Origin of the sequence: Micromonospora cabrerizensis (assembly GCF_022230955.1) — a bacterium.
GTDB lineage: Bacteria > Actinomycetota > Actinomycetes > Mycobacteriales > Micromonosporaceae > Micromonospora > Micromonospora cabrerizensis.
Window position 1 is genome coordinate 111,893 of the sequence record NZ_JAKKFI010000067.1, and the last position, 14,464, is coordinate 126,356.

Consider the following 14,464-nt stretch of genomic DNA (forward strand, 5'->3'; position numbering starts at 1 on the left):
AGACCGCGTGAGAAGGGACGAGGGACATGAAGGCACTGACCTGGCAGGGCAAGCGGGACGTACGGGTCGAGGAGGTGCCGGACCCTCGGATCGAGGAGCCCACCGACGCGATCGTGAAGATCACCTCAACCGCGATCTGCGGCTCCGACCTGCACCTGTACGAGGTTCTCGGGCCGTACCTGAAGCCGGGTGACGTCCTGGGCCACGAGCCGATGGGCATCGTCCAGGAGGTCGGGTCGGAGGTGACCGGGTTGAAGCCGGGCGACCGGGTGGTGGTGCCGTTCAACATCTCCTGTGGGAGTTGCTGGATGTGCGACCGCCAGCTCTACGCGCAGTGCGAGACCACCCAGGTGACCAGCGAGGGCAAGGGTGCGGCGCTGTTCGGTTACACCTCGCTCTACGGGTCGGTGCCCGGTGGGCAGGCCGAGTACCTGCGGGTCCCGCAGGCCCACTTCGGCCCGATCGTCGTCCCGCCGACCGGCGCCGACGAGCGTTACCTGTACCTGTCCGACATCCTCCCGACCGCCTGGCAGGCGGTGAAGTACGCCGACACCCCACCCGGCGGCACCCTGGCCGTCTTCGGGCTGGGCCCGGTCGGGCAGTTCTGCGCTCGGATCGGCCGCCACCTGGGCGCCGGCCGGGTGATCGGGTTGGACCTGGTGCCCGAGCGGTTGGAGCTGGCCCGTCGGCACGGCATCGAGGTGCTCGACGTCCGTGAACTGTCCGACGTGCCGGGCGCGCTGATCGACCTGGTCGACGGGCGCGGCCCGGACGCGGTGATCGACGCGGTGGGGATGGAGGCGCACGGTTCGCCGGGGGGCAAGCTGGCCCACGCCGCCGTCGGACTGCTGCCGGACAAGCTGGCCCAGACGATGACCGACCGGGTCGGCATGGACCGGCTGTCCGTTCTGCACGCCGCGCTCAAGGCGGTTCGCCGTGGCGGCACCGTTTCGCTCTCCGGCGTGTACGGCGGCGAGGCGGACCCGATGCCGCTGATGGAGATGTTCGACCGGGGCATCCAGTTGCGGATGGGGCAGTGCCACGTGCGCCGGTGGACCGACGAGATCCTGCCGTTGCTCTCCGGTGATGACGACCCGCTGGGTGTGGAGGACCTGCGCACCCACCGGGTGCCGCTGGCCCGCGCGCCGGAGGCGTACGAGATGTTCCAGAAGAAGGAGGACGGCTGCATCAAGGTCGTGCTCGCACCGTGAGTGCGAGGAGTGAGCCGGGGTTGCGAGCCCCGCAGTCACGAATGCAGCCAGCGCCGTGAGTGCGAGGAGTGAGCCGGGGTTGCGAGCCCCGCAGTCACGAATGCAGCCAGCGCCGTGAGTGCGAGGAGTGAGCCGGGGTTGCGAGCCCCGCAGTCACGAATGCAGCCAGCGCCGTGAGTCGAGTGGTCGTGATCGTCGGCGCGAGCAGCGGGATCGGCCGTGCGACGGCCCGGGCGTTCGCCGAGCGCGGCGACCGCCTGGTCCTCGCCGCTCGCGCCACCACGACCCTGGCTGAGGTACGCGCGGAGTGCGCGGACGTCGATGTGTTGACCGTGCCGACCGACGTCACCGAGCCGGGCGCGCTGGACGCGCTCGCCGACGCGGCGATCGACCGGTTCGGCCGCATCGACGTGTGGGTGCACACGGCGGCGGTGATGGCCTACGGTCGCTTCGACGAGCTGCCCGGGCGGGTCTTCGACCAGGTGGTGCGGACCGACCTGCTCGGCGCGGCCAGCTCGGTGCGGGTGGCGCTGCGACACTTCCGGGCCACCGGGGTCGGCACGATCGTCCTCACCGGCTCGGTGCTCGGGCACATCACCGCCCCGTACATGAGCGCGTACGTGGCGAGCAAGTGGGGGTTGCAGGGGCTGGTCCGCACGGTGCAGCAGGAGTTGCGGGACAGCCCGGGGATCCGGCTGTGTCTGGTCAACCCGGGCAGCGTGGACACTCCGGTCTACCAGCAGGCGGCGAACTACCTGGGTCGGGTCGGGCGACCTCCACTGCCGATCAGCGGCCCGCAGCGGGTGGCCCGTGCCATCGTGCACTGTGTGGACCGGCCTCGCCGGGAGGTTTCCGTGGGCCGGCTCAACGTGGTGATGCGGGCCGGGTTCATCGTGCTGCCGGGCGTCTACGACGTCCTCGTCGGGCCGTTGATGCGACTGGCCGGCCTGAGTGGACGGCCGGTCGCCCCGAACGACGGCAGCGTCTTCGCCCCGAACCCGGCTGGCGAGTCGGTACGCGGCGGCCACCTGCCCGACCTGCGACAACTCGTGACCGGGTCGGCCGGCGCGGTCGGCGCCGCACTTCGCCGACGGTTCGGCTGAGCTGTTCGGAGTTGTTCGGGACTGTTCGGGGGGACATTGTGGATCGATCAACTCGCCTAGGGTGGTGTGCCAGCAAGCGCACTGGCACACCACGATGGGGGAGAAGATCGATCATGCGACTGAACCGCAGAACTGCACTCGGGTTGGGCACGGTGGCCACCGCGGGCACGGTGCTGGGTGCCGCCTCCTCGGCGAGCGCCGCCGAGAGCACCGAGGTCGCCCCGACCACTCCCGCCCGGGCAGCCCACCGGGTCGGCGCCGTCTTCGCCAAGCACAGCGCTGAGGCCGGCGGTAACTGGCAGGCGTACGTCAGCGTCGCCGACCCGGCCGGCTCGCCGGTGGTCGCGGTGGAGACCGACGCGGACCGGCGGATCGAGGCGTACAGCGTCAACAAGATCGCGGTCGCGACCGCGGTGCTCGACAAGGTCGACCGGGGGCTGCTCACCCTGGACCAGCAGGTCGAGGTGAGCGCGGCGATCGTGGTGCCGGGGGGTGACGGCATCTTCAGCCTGGACGGCGCATACCCGAGCATGGTGACCCTCGGGCACGTGCTGGCCAACCTGCTGACCGTCTCGGACGACACGGCCGTGCGGCTGTGCGGGCTGGTCGCCCCGGCCGCCGAGATCAACTCCATCCTGGTCGCCAAGGGTTTCCCGAACACCCAGGTCCAGCCGGTGGCCAACCCGAACCGGTTCTTCCTCGGCACCAGCACCCCGCGCGAGACGCACGACCTGCTGCGTGCCCTGGTCGGCGGCACGCTGCTCTCCCCCGCCTCGACGACGTACCTGTTGGGTCTCCTGCGTGCCCCGGTGGCGTTCACCGACGGCATCCGCCGGACGATGTCCTCGGACGAGCGGGCCCGGATCGCCACGAAGGCCGGCTGGTACGGCGACGCCCGGCACGAGGCCGGAGTGATCTTCGACCGCTCCGGTGCGGCCGTGCTCACGTACGCGCTCTTCGCCGACGGGCAGGCCAACCCGGAGGACTTCGGGGCCACCCACCCGGCGGTCCAGGCCCGGGCCGCCATGGGCCGCAGGTTCCTGACCGCCGTCGACCGGATCGCGGGCGTGGGCAAGACGTTCCGGATCACCGCCCGACGCCCCAGCAACGGCGGCTAGGGCGCCAGCTGAGCCTGTCCCGGGTCGGTCGCCACCGCTGGCGACCGACCCGGCGTGGCGACCGCCGAGGCACGGACCGGTCCGGGTGACTACCGTGTAGGGCGGACACGTCGGAGGGACGGCAATGGCACGAGCGCAGAGCACGGACGTCGAACGGTCGCTCGGGCGGCGGATGCGGGGCGCGGCCGGGCTGGCGGCGCTGGCCGGGCTGGCCTGGGTCGCCCGGGATGTGCCGGCAGCGCTCGGCGGCCGGCTCAGCGGGGCCCGGGCCGAACGGGCGGCCCGCTCGCCCCAGTTCCGCGAGGGCACCTTCCACAACCAGGTCGGCACCCGCACGATGGTCGCCGAGCCGGGCCGCAACCTGCTCCGCGAGCTGATCTTCGGCAAGCAGAAGCGACGCCCCACCGCTGCCGTGCCGCTGCTGCGCCCCAGCGCGTCCGGGCTTGCCGGCGCGCCGGCGGCCGCCGACACCGCCGACACCGCCGACACCGCCGACGAGCTGAACATCGTCTGGTACGGCCACGCCTCGACGCTGATCGAGATCGAGGGCCGGCGGGTGCTGCTCGACCCGGTGTGGAGTGAGCGGTGTTCTCCCTCCGGGCTGGTCGGTCCTCGCCGGCTGCACGAGCCACCGGTACGCCTCGACGAGCTGCCGCCGCTGGATGCCATCCTGATCTCGCACGACCACTACGACCACCTCGACATGGCCACCGTGCGGGCGCTGCTGGTCGGGCAGTCCGCGCCGTTCCTGGTGCCGCTCGGGGTGGGCGCGCACCTGGACCGCTGGGGCGTCCCCGCCGAACGGATCATCGAGCTGGACTGGTCCGAGTCACACCGGGTCGCCGGGCTGGAGATCACCGCCACCGCCGCCCAGCACTTCTCCGGGCGGGGTCTGCGCCGTGACGGCACGCTCTGGAGTTCGTGGGTGGTGGCCGGGGCCCGCCGCAGGGTCTTCTACACCGGTGACTCCGGTTACTTCGACGGGTACGCGACGATCGGCGCCGAGCACGGGCCGTTCGACGTGACGCTGATGCAGATCGGCGCGTACGACCGGGCCTGGCCGACGATCCACATGTTCCCCGAGGAGGCGGTCGACGCCCACCTCGACCTGCGCGGCGGGCTGTTCGTTCCGGTGCACTGGGCGACGTTCAACCTGGCCCTGCACGACTGGTCCGAGCCGGTCGACCGGCTGTGGGCCGAGGCGAAGGCCCGCGACGTGCGGCTCGCGGTGCCCCGCCCCGGCGAGCGGGTGGTGGTCGACCAACCACCAGCCGTCGACGGCTGGTGGCAGTCGGTCGCCTGACGTCGGGTCAGCGCGCGGTCGGGTCAGCGCGGGGTCGGGTCAGCGCGGGGTCGGGTCAGAGCAGGTCAGGCCGCGCGGGGTCGGGTCAGAGCACGAAGGCGTCGGTCCAGAGGGCGCCGGAGCGACCGGAGAGCGCATCCAGCATGGCCACCGCCTGACCGTCGGTGAGCTGCGCGACGAAGTCCACGATGGCCCGCCCCCGGGCGCGGCCGATCCGGTCCGGGATCCGCGGGTGCAGCTCCGCCTCGGCCAGCTCGACCAGGTCGTGCAGCCGGCGGGGCAGCCGCGACTCCTCCTCCGGGTCGAGCAGCCACTCCCAGAGCGCCTCGACCAGGGTGCCCAGCAGCCGTGCCTGGCCGCGCTGGTGCAGGGCGAGATCCGGTCGGGCCAGTACGAACCGGTGGTGGACGAACTTGAGCACCTGTACCTCGTGCCACTGCGCGCAGCCCAGCAGCACGTGACCCGAGCGCACCGACGGCTGGTCGGTCACCGTGATCGCCTCGACGAAGCGGGTGGACCAGCGGGCGGAGAACCGCGCCACGTACTGCTCGGCCTCGATCGAGCCGTCGAACGGCATCGCCAGCAGCCCGTCGACCAACTCTTCGCGGACATGCTCGACGGCGGCGGCGAACGCGTCGTCGTCGGCGATCCAGGCGTCCTTGCGGTGCAGCTGTCGACGCAACCGCTCGATCGCCGCCCCGGGACGCCGCGCCGCGGTGGCCAGCGCCGCGTCGGTGATCGCCCGGAAGTGCCCGCTCTCGCGCTGCCACGCCATCAACTCGGCGGACACCGACCCCTGTTGCAGCACACCGACCCGGTAGAAGTCCTCCACGTCGTGGATGGCGTACGCGATGTCGTCGGCGGTGTCCATCACCGACGCCTCCACGGTCTGCTGCCAGTCCGGGATGCGACCGGCGAACGGCTCGCGGGCCTGCCGCAGGTCGTCGAGTTCGGTCCGGTATGCGCCGAACTTCGAGGAGCCGCTCTCCGGGTCGTCCGGCGGCGGGGTGGCTCCGCGCGGCGGCGGGTCCATGGTGCGCGGGTGCGGGTCGGGGTGGTCCAGCCGGGTCCACGGGTACTTCAGCATCGCCGCGCGGACCGCGGCGGTCAGGTCCAGCCCGGTGGTGGCCGCGCCGCGGATCTCGGTGCTGGTGACGATCCGGTACGACTGGGCGTTGCCCTCGAAGCCGTCGGCGAGGCCGAGGCGCTGGCGAGCCAGCCGGTCCAGCACCCGCTCCCCCAGGTGCCCGAACGGCGGGTGGCCGAGGTCGTGGGCGAGCGCGGCGGCCTCCACCACGTCGGGGTCGCAGCCGCCGAGCTTGTCCAACAGGGCACGCCACCGGTCGTCGGCGTTCAACCGCTCGGCGACCGCCCGGGCCACCTGGGCGACCTTGAGGCTGTGGGTGAGCCGGTTGTGCACCAGCAGCCCGGAGCCGACCGGGCTGATCACCTGGGTGACACCACCGAGGCGGGCGAAGAACGGCGAGCCGACGATCCGGTCCCGGTCGGCGCGGAACGGGTTGGCCGTCAGGTCGCCGAGGGCCCGGGCGCTGCCGCCGAAGAGCCGCCGGGCGCGCGGCTCCGCAGGTGTTTCCATGATCGCCACGCTAGCGCAGGCCCGACGGGACCGCCGCCGGTCACCCCGGCCGGGCGCGGAGGGTCAGCCCGGATGCGGCGGGTCAGCCCGGCCGGGCGCGGCGACAGCGCCGAGGGCCGCCCGGCAGAATGCAGGCGGTAGCCGCCCTGTGAAGGCGGATCGAGTCGAAGGCGGATCGAGATCGTGACCCAGTCTGTTCATCAGCGGATCGCCGACGAGCTCGGCGTGGCCGAGCGTCAGGTACGGGCGGCCGTGGACCTGCTCGACGGCGGCGCCACCGTGCCGTTCATCGCCCGTTACCGCAAGGAGGCCACCGGCCTGCTCGACGACACCCAGCTGCGCACCCTGGAGGAGCGGCTGCGCTACCTGCGTGAGCTGGACGAGCGTCGGGCGGCGGTGCTGGAGTCGATCCGCGGTCAGGGCAAGCTCGACGAGGCCCTGGAAGCGCAGATCATGGCCGCCGACTCGAAGTCCCGGCTGGAGGACATCTACCTGCCGTACAAGCCGAAGCGGCGGACCCGGGCGCAGATCGCCCGCGAGGCCGGGTTGGCGCCGTTGGCCGAGACGCTGCTGGCCGACCCGAACCAGGACCCCCGGGTCACCGCCGCCGGGTTCGTCGACGAGGAGAAGGGCGTCGCCGACGCCGCCGCCGCGCTGGAGGGCGCGCGGGCGATCCTCATCGAGACCTTCGCGGAGGATGCCGACCTGATCGGCACGCTGCGCGAGCAGATGTGGTCGCGAGGCCGCCTGGCTTCCCGGGTACGCGAGGGTCAGGAGACCGCGGGCGCCAAGTTCGCCGACTACTTCGACTTCTCCGAGCCGTACCCGAAGCTGCCCTCGCACCGGATCCTGGCCATGTTCCGGGGCGAGAAGGAGGGTGTGCTCGACCTGACCATGGAGTCGGAGGAGGCCGGCGAGGCCGACGCCGCGCCGACCGGCCCGACCCGGTACGAGGCGGCCATCGCCGGCCGGTTCGGTGTCTCCGACGCGGGCCGCCCGGCCGACCGCTGGCTGGCCGACACGGTCCGCTGGGCCTGGCGTACCCGGATCCTCATCCACCTCGGCGCGGACCTGCGGATGCGGCTGTGGCAGGCGGCCGAGGAGGAGGCGGTGCGGGTCTTCGCGACCAACCTGCGCGACCTGCTGCTGGCCGCGCCGGCCGGCACCCGGCCCACGATGGGCCTGGACCCGGGCCTGCGGACCGGCGTGAAGGTGGCCGTGGTGGACGCCACCGGCAAGGTGCTCGCCACCGACACGATCTATCCGCACGAGCCACGCCGGCAGTGGGACGCGTCGGTCGAGACCCTCGCCCGGCTCGCCGGGGCACACGGGGTGGAGCTGATCGCGATCGGCAACGGCACCGCCTCGCGGGAGACCGACAAGCTGGCCGGTGACCTGATCAAGCGGCACCCGCAGCTCAACCTGACCAAGGTGATGGTCTCCGAGGCCGGCGCTTCGGTCTACTCCGCCTCCGCGTACGCCTCGCAGGAGCTGCCCGGGATGGACGTGTCGCTGCGCGGCGCGGTCTCCATCGCCCGGCGGCTCCAGGACCCGCTCGCCGAGCTGGTCAAGATCGACCCTCGGTCGATCGGGGTCGGCCAGTACCAGCACGACCTGTCCGAGGTGAAGTTGTCCCGGTCGCTGGACGCGGTCGTCGAGGACTGCGTCAACGCAGTCGGGGTGGACGTCAACACCGCCTCGGCGCCGCTGCTGACCCGGGTCTCCGGGATCGGCGCCGGGCTGGCGGAGAACATCGTGCTGCACCGGGACGCCAACGGGCCGTTCCGGTCGCGTACCGAGCTGAAGAAGGTGGCGCGGCTCGGTCCGAAGGCGTTCGAGCAGTGCGCGGGCTTCCTGCGCATCCCCGACGGCGACGACCCACTGGATTCCTCCAGCGTGCACCCCGAGGCGTACCCGGTGGTGCGCCGGATCCTGTCCAGCACCGGCCAGGACCTGCGCTCGGTGATCGGTAGGAGCACCATCCTGCGGGGGCTGCGGGCCACCGACTTCGTCGACGACCGCTTCGGTCTGCCGACCGTCACCGACATCCTCGCCGAGCTGGAGAAGCCGGGCCGGGACCCCCGCCCGGAGTTCCGCACCGCCACCTTCGTCGAGGGGGTGGAGAAGATCGGCGACCTGACGCCGGGCATGGTGCTCGAGGGCGTGGTCACCAACGTGGCCGCGTTCGGCGCGTTCGTCGACGTCGGGGTGCACCAGGACGGTCTCGTGCACGTCTCGGCGCTGTCCCGGACCTTCGTGAAGGACCCCCGCGAGGTGGTGAAGTCCGGTGACGTGGTCAAGGTCAGGGTGCTCGACGTGGACGTACCCCGTAAGCGCATCTCGCTGACCCTGCGCCTGGAGGACGACCCGGCGGCCGCCGGTGGTGGTCGGACGAGCCAGGAGGGGCGCGGCGGCCCGGCGCAGCGCGGGCCGCAGGGTGGTCGCGGCGGGCAGGGCGCATCCGGTGGCCCGCAGGGCGGTCGCGGCGCCGGACAGCAGGACGGTCGTGGCGGTGGGCAGGGCGCCCGCGGCGGACAGGACGGTCGTGGCGGGCAGGGCGGTCGTGGCGGGCAGCAGGACGGTCGTGGCGGGCAGGGCGGTCGTGGCGGGCAGCAGGACGGTCGTGGCGGGCAGGACGGTCGTGGCGGGCAGGGCGGTCGTGGCGGTGGGCAGCAGGGCGGTCGTGGCGGGCAGCGGCAGGGCGCACCCGCGCCGGCCAATGACGCGATGGCGGAGGCCCTGCGCCGCGCCGGACTGGCCTGACCCAGCACGAGATGGCGACCGGGATGCCGCCGCACCGGCGGTCATCCCGACACCTCTGCCTCTGCTGGCGCTCGCCTGAACGCCAAGGCACAGCAGATCTTGGACAGTTTCCGTTCCGACGTGACGGAAACTGTCCAAGATCTGGAGTCATCGAGCCAGCGAGGTCAGGCCCGGGGCCCAGACTCGGCCGGAACGGCTGCGGACAGCGGCCGACGCGGGCGGCGGGAAATCCGCTCGCGTGGCGGTGGGGTTCGCGGTGATGATCTCGCGGTGAAGATGCATGCCGATCAGGTCGACGTCGACGCCGAGGTGGTGGCCGCCCTGGTCGCCGAGCAGTTTCCCGAGTGGCGGGCGCTCCCCGTCCGTCCGCTCCCCTCGACCGGCACGGTGAACGCCCTCTTCCGGCTCGGTGCCGAGATCGTCCTGCGGTTCCCCCTGCAACCGACGGCCGACCCCGAGCTGCGGGCGGAGCTGCTGCGGGAGCAGGAGCACGCCCGGCTGCTCGGCCGGAACCTGCCGGTCGCGGTGCCCGAACCGCTCGGCCTCGGCGAGCCGGGCGAGGGGTATCCCGGGCCGTGGACGGCGTACCGCTGGATTCCCGGGGAGCCGATCCATCCCGGCCGCCTCGGCGACCTGGACGCCTTCGCCCGGGACCTGGCCGGTGTCGTCACCGCCCTGCACGCCATCGACACCGGCGGTCGGGGCTGGTCCGGGTCCGGCCGGGGCGGCCCGCTGGCCGACCACGACGCCGGGGTGCGCTCGGCCCTGGCCAGCAGCGTCCAGCTCACCGACACCGCTCGACTCGCCGAGGTGTGGGACCGCTGCCGGGCCATCCCCCGGCCCCAGGTGGCCGACAGGTGGATCCACGCCGACCTGATGCCGGGCAACCTGCTGGTTCGTGACGGTCGACTGGCCGCGGTCATCGATCTGGGGGCCGTCGGCGTGGGCGACCCGGCGGTGGACCTGATGCCGGCGTGGAACCTGTTCGACGCCGGGTCGCGGGAGACGTACCGGCGGGCGCTCGGCGTGGACGACGCGACGTGGGAGCGCGGGCGCGGATGGGCGCTTCAGCAGGCGATCAACGCGCTGCCGTACTACGTCGAGACCAACCTGGTGATGGCCGCGATCGCCCGGCGTACCCTGCGGGCCGTACTCGACTGATCCCCGTCGCGTACCGTCGGCGTCGTGAGTGAGCCGGACGGCCGGACGTGGCGGGATCAGCAGCGGCAGGCGGTGCGGGCGCACGCCGACGCGGACGCGCGGCGGCGGGCCGCCGAGCACGCGGAGGCGGCGAAGCTGGTGGCCTGGTTCGTGGCCGAGGCGACCCGGCGCGGGCTGCGCACCGACCGGCTGGTCGCCCGGGGTTACGACGGGCGCGGGCGCTACCGGACCAGGCTGACCGGCTGGTACGTCGACCGGGCCGAGACCCGGGCGGTGGACGTTGCCGGCCGGTTCCACCTGCTGACCGTGCCGGGCGGCCTGCGGGCCCGGCTGTTCGGCGTCGACCCGGAGCCCAGCCCGGCCCCGTTGGTGGTCGGGGCCGGTGGCCGCGACGGCGAGTCGATCCCGTTGCGAACGCTGCTCACCCGGTTGCTGGACGACGGAACCGGCGAGCCAGACGCCACCACAGGACCTGCTGCACCACGAGGGTGAGCAGTCCGGCCAGGATGATCGCACCCAGGTTGATCACCAGTTGGAGCGCCGAGCCGCCCGCCTCGTCCCACACTCCGTAGGCGGCCGCGACCGCCACGTTCGCCGCGGCCGGGACGGTGGTCACCGAGATCAGCACCCCGACCAGGCTGCCGGACTTCTTCGACGTCAACGAGAGCATCCCGGCCACGCCGGCGAGTAGACCGACCACCCAGGACAGCGCGTCCGGCCGCCAGATGAAATCGGTGAGTGGGCGGTCGGCCAGCAGCATCTCCCGGCTGACCAGGCCGGCTGCGGTCAGCGCCCAGGTGCTCAGCACGGTCGCCACCATGGCGGCCAGGAAGCCGACCACGAGGGCCTGCACCGAGCGGCCGACCACCGGGAGCTGGCGGCGCAGCAACGCCACGCAGAGCGCGGCGAGAGGGCCGAACTCCGGACCGACCACCATCGCCCCGACGATGAGGATCGGCTGGTCCAACAGCACGCCGATGCCGGCGATCATGGTGGCTACCACGATCAGCACGAGGTAGGTGCCGGACAGGTGGGTCTGCTCGCCGGTCTTCGCGGCGATCTCGTCCCAGACCACCGCGTCCGCGCCGCTGCCCGGCGCGCGGTCCGCCGCCCGGTCGGCCGCCGCGGAGATGGTCAGCTCGACGTCCTCGGCCGCGATGCCGCCGCTGGTGTCCACGCCGATCCGGCGCAACTCCCGCAGCACGCGGTCGGCGCTCTCCCGCACCACGTCGCAGAGGATGAGGTCACCCGGCGGTTGCCGGGCGGCACCGGGCAGCACCGCCAGGTGGGTCACCCCCGCCTCCGCGGAGAGCAGGTCGACGACCTCCGTCGACCGGTCCGCCGGAGCGATCACCCTCAGGTGCAGCACGTCAACCCCCCTCGCCCGACCGGCCAGTTCTTCCCTCGCCCGACCGGCCGTCGCGACTCTACCGCCGCGCCCGTCGACCCCAGGAGCTGCACAAGGCCGCTGATCTGGCCGTGTCCGACTACGGGGTTTCGGGGTTGATCGGGGGAATGCGGACCGAGTGTCGCTATTCGTCCTCGCCGCGCCGTGTGTACCTGGTATGACAAATATGTACGTTTTACGTAATTATGCGGGAGGTCACAACGTGCCGGTGCCTGATGGTCTCGTGGACGCCGATCTGTCCCTGCCCCGCCCGAAGCCCGGCAAGCGCATCATCGACGTCGTCGTGGCGGCGGTCCTGCTCATCCTGGCCACTCCGTTGCTGATCGTGGTGGCGGCCCTGGTCGCGGCGGGTCTCGGTCGCCCGGTGCTGTTCCGCCAGTGCCGGGCCGGCCTGCACGGACAACCCTTCGAGTTGGTCAAGTTCCGCACCATGCGGCCCCCCAACCTGAGCCTCGGCCTGCTCGGAGACCGTGACCGACTCACCCCGCTCGGGCGCTGGCTGCGCGCCACCAGCCTGGACGAGCTGCCCACGCTCTGGAACGTGCTGCGCGGCGACATGAGCCTGGTCGGCCCGCGCCCACTGCTGCCCGAGTACCTCAGCCGCTACTCCCCCCGCCAGGCCCGGCGGCACGAGGTCCGGCCCGGCGTCACCGGGTTGGCCCAGGTGCGGGGGCGCAACAGCCTGAGCTGGGAGGAGAAGCTGGAATTCGACGTGCGGTACGTGGACAGCCACAACCTCCGGGTGGACCTGTCGATCCTCGCCGCGACCGTGCGGACCGTGCTGCGCCGCGAGGGAATCAACGCGGCCGGGTCCGCGACCGCGCCGGAGTTCCTTGGTACGCCGCCCCGACGCCCGGCGCCGACGCAGCGCGACCGGACACCGGCATGACGATCCCTCGGGGAGCCGGCCGATGAGCCAGACGATCTACCTGTCCCCGCCCGACGTCGGGCCGCTCGAAGAGTCGTACCTGGTCGCCGCCCTGCGTTCCGGCTGGGTGGCGCCGGCCGGCCCGGACCTCCAGGCCTTCGAACACGACATCGCCGAGCGGGTCGGCACCAGCGGCGCCGTGGCGGTCAGCTCCGGCACCGCCGCCCTGCACCTGGCTCTGCTCGGCGTCGGCGTCGGGCCTGGCGACGTGGTCGTCGTGCCCACACTCACCTTCGTCGCCACCGCCAACGCGGTCCACTACATCGGCGCGCGTCCGGTCTTCGTCGACTGTGATCCTCGGACCGGAAACGTCGACGTCGACCTTGTCGCCGAGCTGCTGCGCCGGCTGCGGTCGCGCGGCGAGCGGGTCGGCGCGGTCGTCCCGGTGGACATGTTCGGCAGCTGCGTCGACTACCGCTCGCTGGCGCCGGTCTGCGCCGAGGCCGAGGTCCCCCTGGTGGAGGACGCCGCGGAGGCCCTCGGAGCGAGTCACCGGGGGCAGCCCGCCGGCTCCTTCGGGCACGCCGGAGTGCTGTCGTTCAACGGCAACAAGATCATGACCACCTCCGGTGGCGGAATGCTCGTGAGCGACGACGTCGCCCTTCTCGACCGGGCCCGCCACCTCTCCACCCAGGCCCGCGAGCCGGCACGGCACTACGAGCACCGGGAGACCGGCTACAACTACCGGCTCAGCAACCTCCTCGCTGCGCTCGGCCGGGCCCAGTTGCTCCGGCTGGACGGAATGATCTCGCGACGCCGTCAGCTGCGCGACCACTACGCCAAGCTCTTCGCCCCGGTGCCCGGCGTCCAGCTGCTCGGCACCGAGGACACCGAGTCGAACTGCTGGCTCACCGTCATCACCGTCGAGCGGGAGCGGTGTGGTTGGCAGGCCGAGGACCTGGCGGCCCACCTGGCCGAACGGGACATCGAGACCCGGCCGGTGTGGAAGCCGATGCACCTCCAGCCCATGCACGCCGGCGCGGAGAGCCTGCTCAGCGGCGCGGCGGAGCGGCTCTTCGCCGACGGGCTCACCCTGCCCAGCGGAAGCGCACTGACCGAGCCGCAGATCGCACGGGTGCTCGCCGCGATCGACGAGTTCCTGGCCGTCCAAACGGGAGGGCCCGCGGCGTGACAACGGGACTGGTGGTGGTCGGCTGCGGCGGCCACGGCCGGGAGGTGCTGACCATCGCCCGGGCCGTGAACGAGGCCGCCGGACGGCCGATCTGGCGGCTGCTGGGCGTCGTCGACGACCGGCCCACCGAAGAGAACCTGAAACGGTTGCAGCGACTCGACGTCCCGTACCTCGGGGACGTGGCCTGGCTGCGGGACGCGCCCCCGGACACCCGGCACCTCATCGGCATCGGCGATCCCCGGGTCCGCCGCGTCATCGGCGCCCGGATCGACGGGTACGACACCGCGGCCGCGAGTCTCGTCCACCCGGACGCCACCATCGGGCCGGACAGCGAACACGGGCCGGGTTTCGTGGCCTTCGCGGGAGCCCGGGTCACCACGAACGTCACCCTCGGCCGGCACGTCCACCTCAACCAGAACGCCACCGTCGGCCACGACAGCCGGCTTGCGGACTACGTCTCGGTCAACCCGCTGGCCGCGGTGTCCGGTGACTGCCACCTGGCCGAGGGCGTGCTGATCGGGACCACCGCCGCAGTGCTTCAGGGCCTGCGGATCGGACGGGACAGCACGGTCGGGGCAGGTGCCTGCGTCGTTCGCGACGTACCCGATCAGGTGACGGTCAAGGGCGTTCCGGCCCGCTGAGGGCATCCGGACAGACAACATATTCAGCTTGTAACAGTTGAAAGCGCCCAAAAGCGCAGCTTTGGCATGTAACAAGAACAAAGAGCCTAGAGGCTCCTT

Annotated in this window: 12 protein-coding genes; 10 read left to right on the forward strand and 2 right to left on the reverse strand. The window is 72.5% G+C overall.

Features of this window, described 5'->3' with window-relative positions; all coding sequences use genetic code 11:
- Positions 1-26: 26 nt before the first annotated feature.
- The 4 genes from LADH09A_RS16875 to LADH09A_RS16890 all read left to right on the forward strand — a co-directional run bounded on the left by LADH09A_RS16875 (position 27) and on the right by LADH09A_RS16890 (position 4,735).
- Positions 27-1,211, forward strand: a complete 1,185-nt coding sequence (locus tag LADH09A_RS16875; protein WP_238646207.1) for a zinc-dependent alcohol dehydrogenase — start codon at positions 27-29, stop codon at positions 1,209-1,211.
- A gap of 173 nt (positions 1,212-1,384) precedes the next feature.
- Entirely contained in the window at positions 1,385-2,314 is a 930-nt protein-coding gene (locus LADH09A_RS16880; RefSeq protein ID WP_238646208.1) for an SDR family NAD(P)-dependent oxidoreductase, read from the forward strand.
- A 113-nt stretch (positions 2,315-2,427) separates the two neighbouring features.
- Positions 2,428-3,432, forward strand: a complete 1,005-nt coding sequence (locus tag LADH09A_RS16885; RefSeq protein ID WP_238646209.1) for a serine hydrolase — start codon at positions 2,428-2,430, stop codon at positions 3,430-3,432.
- 124 nt (positions 3,433-3,556) lie between these two features.
- Positions 3,557-4,735 carry an MBL fold metallo-hydrolase gene (locus tag LADH09A_RS16890; RefSeq protein WP_238646210.1) on the forward strand — a complete coding sequence of 393 codons (1,179 nt, stop codon included), beginning with the start codon at positions 3,557-3,559 and terminating at the stop codon, positions 4,733-4,735.
- A gap of 85 nt (positions 4,736-4,820) precedes the next feature.
- Here the strand turns inward: LADH09A_RS16890 and LADH09A_RS16895 are convergent, their stop codons facing one another.
- Entirely contained in the window at positions 4,821-6,332 is a 1,512-nt protein-coding gene (locus LADH09A_RS16895; protein WP_238646211.1) for a deoxyguanosinetriphosphate triphosphohydrolase family protein, read from the reverse strand.
- 183 nt (positions 6,333-6,515) lie between these two features.
- Here LADH09A_RS16895 and LADH09A_RS16900 point away from each other — a divergent pair, with 183 nt between their 5' ends.
- From LADH09A_RS16900 to LADH09A_RS16910, 3 genes are all read left to right on the forward strand, one after another.
- Positions 6,516-9,095 (forward strand): Tex family protein, encoded by a 2,580-nt coding sequence (locus LADH09A_RS16900; RefSeq protein WP_238646213.1) that lies wholly within the window; start codon positions 6,516-6,518, stop codon positions 9,093-9,095.
- Between the two features lie 276 nt (positions 9,096-9,371).
- Positions 9,372-10,256: an aminoglycoside phosphotransferase family protein gene (locus tag LADH09A_RS16905; RefSeq protein WP_238646256.1), complete on the forward strand. Its 885-nt coding sequence runs from the start codon at positions 9,372-9,374 to the stop codon at positions 10,254-10,256.
- Positions 10,257-10,280: 24 nt separating this feature from the next.
- On the forward strand, positions 10,281-10,748 hold the full coding sequence (locus LADH09A_RS16910) for a hypothetical protein (protein ID WP_238646215.1): 468 nt from the start codon (positions 10,281-10,283) through the stop codon (positions 10,746-10,748).
- Here the strand turns inward: LADH09A_RS16910 and LADH09A_RS16915 are convergent.
- Positions 10,678-11,625 (reverse strand): DUF389 domain-containing protein, encoded by a 948-nt coding sequence (locus LADH09A_RS16915; RefSeq protein WP_238646217.1) that lies wholly within the window; start codon positions 11,623-11,625, stop codon positions 10,678-10,680. The genes LADH09A_RS16910 and LADH09A_RS16915 overlap by 71 nt on opposite strands.
- Positions 11,626-11,872: 247 nt before the next feature.
- Between LADH09A_RS16915 and LADH09A_RS16920 the strand changes: the two genes are divergently transcribed.
- The 3 genes from LADH09A_RS16920 to LADH09A_RS16930 are packed head-to-tail and all read left to right on the forward strand — an operon-like array spanning position 11,873 to position 14,365.
- Positions 11,873-12,553 carry a sugar transferase gene (locus LADH09A_RS16920; protein ID WP_308194588.1) on the forward strand — a complete coding sequence of 227 codons (681 nt, stop codon included), beginning with the start codon at positions 11,873-11,875 and terminating at the stop codon, positions 12,551-12,553.
- Between the two features lie 22 nt (positions 12,554-12,575).
- Complete coding sequence (locus LADH09A_RS16925) at positions 12,576-13,724, forward strand: DegT/DnrJ/EryC1/StrS family aminotransferase (protein WP_238646219.1); 1,149 nt, start codon at positions 12,576-12,578, stop codon at positions 13,722-13,724.
- Entirely contained in the window at positions 13,721-14,365 is a 645-nt protein-coding gene (locus tag LADH09A_RS16930) for an acetyltransferase (protein ID WP_238646221.1), read from the forward strand. The genes LADH09A_RS16925 and LADH09A_RS16930 overlap by 4 nt, the downstream gene beginning before the upstream one ends.
- Positions 14,366-14,464 lie beyond the last annotated feature (99 nt).

What these genes read in the sequence shown, in the direction of transcription:
- LADH09A_RS16875 (WP_238646207.1), top strand. Translation starts at nt 27, where the DNA reads ATGAAGGCACTGACCTGGCAGGGCAAGCGGGACGTACGGGTCGAGGAG.
- LADH09A_RS16885 (WP_238646209.1), top strand. Translation starts at nt 2,428, where the DNA reads ATGCGACTGAACCGCAGAACTGCACTCGGGTTGGGCACGGTGGCCACC.
- LADH09A_RS16905 (WP_238646256.1), top strand. Translation starts at nt 9,372, where the DNA reads ATGCATGCCGATCAGGTCGACGTCGACGCCGAGGTGGTGGCCGCCCTG.
- LADH09A_RS16895 (WP_238646211.1), bottom strand. Translation starts at nt 6,332, where the DNA reads ATGGAAACACCTGCGGAGCCGCGCGCCCGGCGGCTCTTCGGCGGCAGC.
- LADH09A_RS16925 (WP_238646219.1), top strand. Translation starts at nt 12,576, where the DNA reads ATGAGCCAGACGATCTACCTGTCCCCGCCCGACGTCGGGCCGCTCGAA.
- LADH09A_RS16890 (WP_238646210.1), top strand. Translation starts at nt 3,557, where the DNA reads ATGGCACGAGCGCAGAGCACGGACGTCGAACGGTCGCTCGGGCGGCGG.